We start from the raw sequence: 292 nt of genomic DNA, 5'->3' as shown, positions 1-292 counted from the left end.
TGCAGCCGCTCCTCACCGGCATCGAGGTCGGCGAGATCGGCCACCATCGTGTCGCGCAGTAGCGCCAGATCGTCGACCGCCACATTGTGCTTGCGCGAAGCGGCACGCAGCGCAAACAGTCGCTCCTCCGCCTTCTCCAAACGCTGCGGATCATATTCGGTGGCGCGAAGCGCTGCTTCGACACCGGACTGGGCCGCGTCGAGCGAGAGCATCGCCTCGTCGAGCGACTTCACCACGTCGTCGAGCAGGCCCGGCGCTTCGCCTGCCTTGCGCTGCAGCCGGCGCAACAGGC

1 pseudogene is annotated in these 292 nt (G+C 67.5%); it reads right to left on the bottom strand.

Annotated elements, in window-relative coordinates:
- Positions 1-292: pseudogene (locus EN851_RS35615) on the bottom strand (DNA repair protein RecN); the annotation flags it as partial.

The organism is Mesorhizobium sp. M8A.F.Ca.ET.208.01.1.1 (genome assembly GCF_004791315.1).
Taxonomy (GTDB): domain Bacteria; phylum Pseudomonadota; class Alphaproteobacteria; order Rhizobiales; family Rhizobiaceae; genus Mesorhizobium.
The sequence above is the reverse complement of the archived record's forward strand: the minus strand, read 5'-3'. Positions and strand labels throughout refer to the sequence as shown.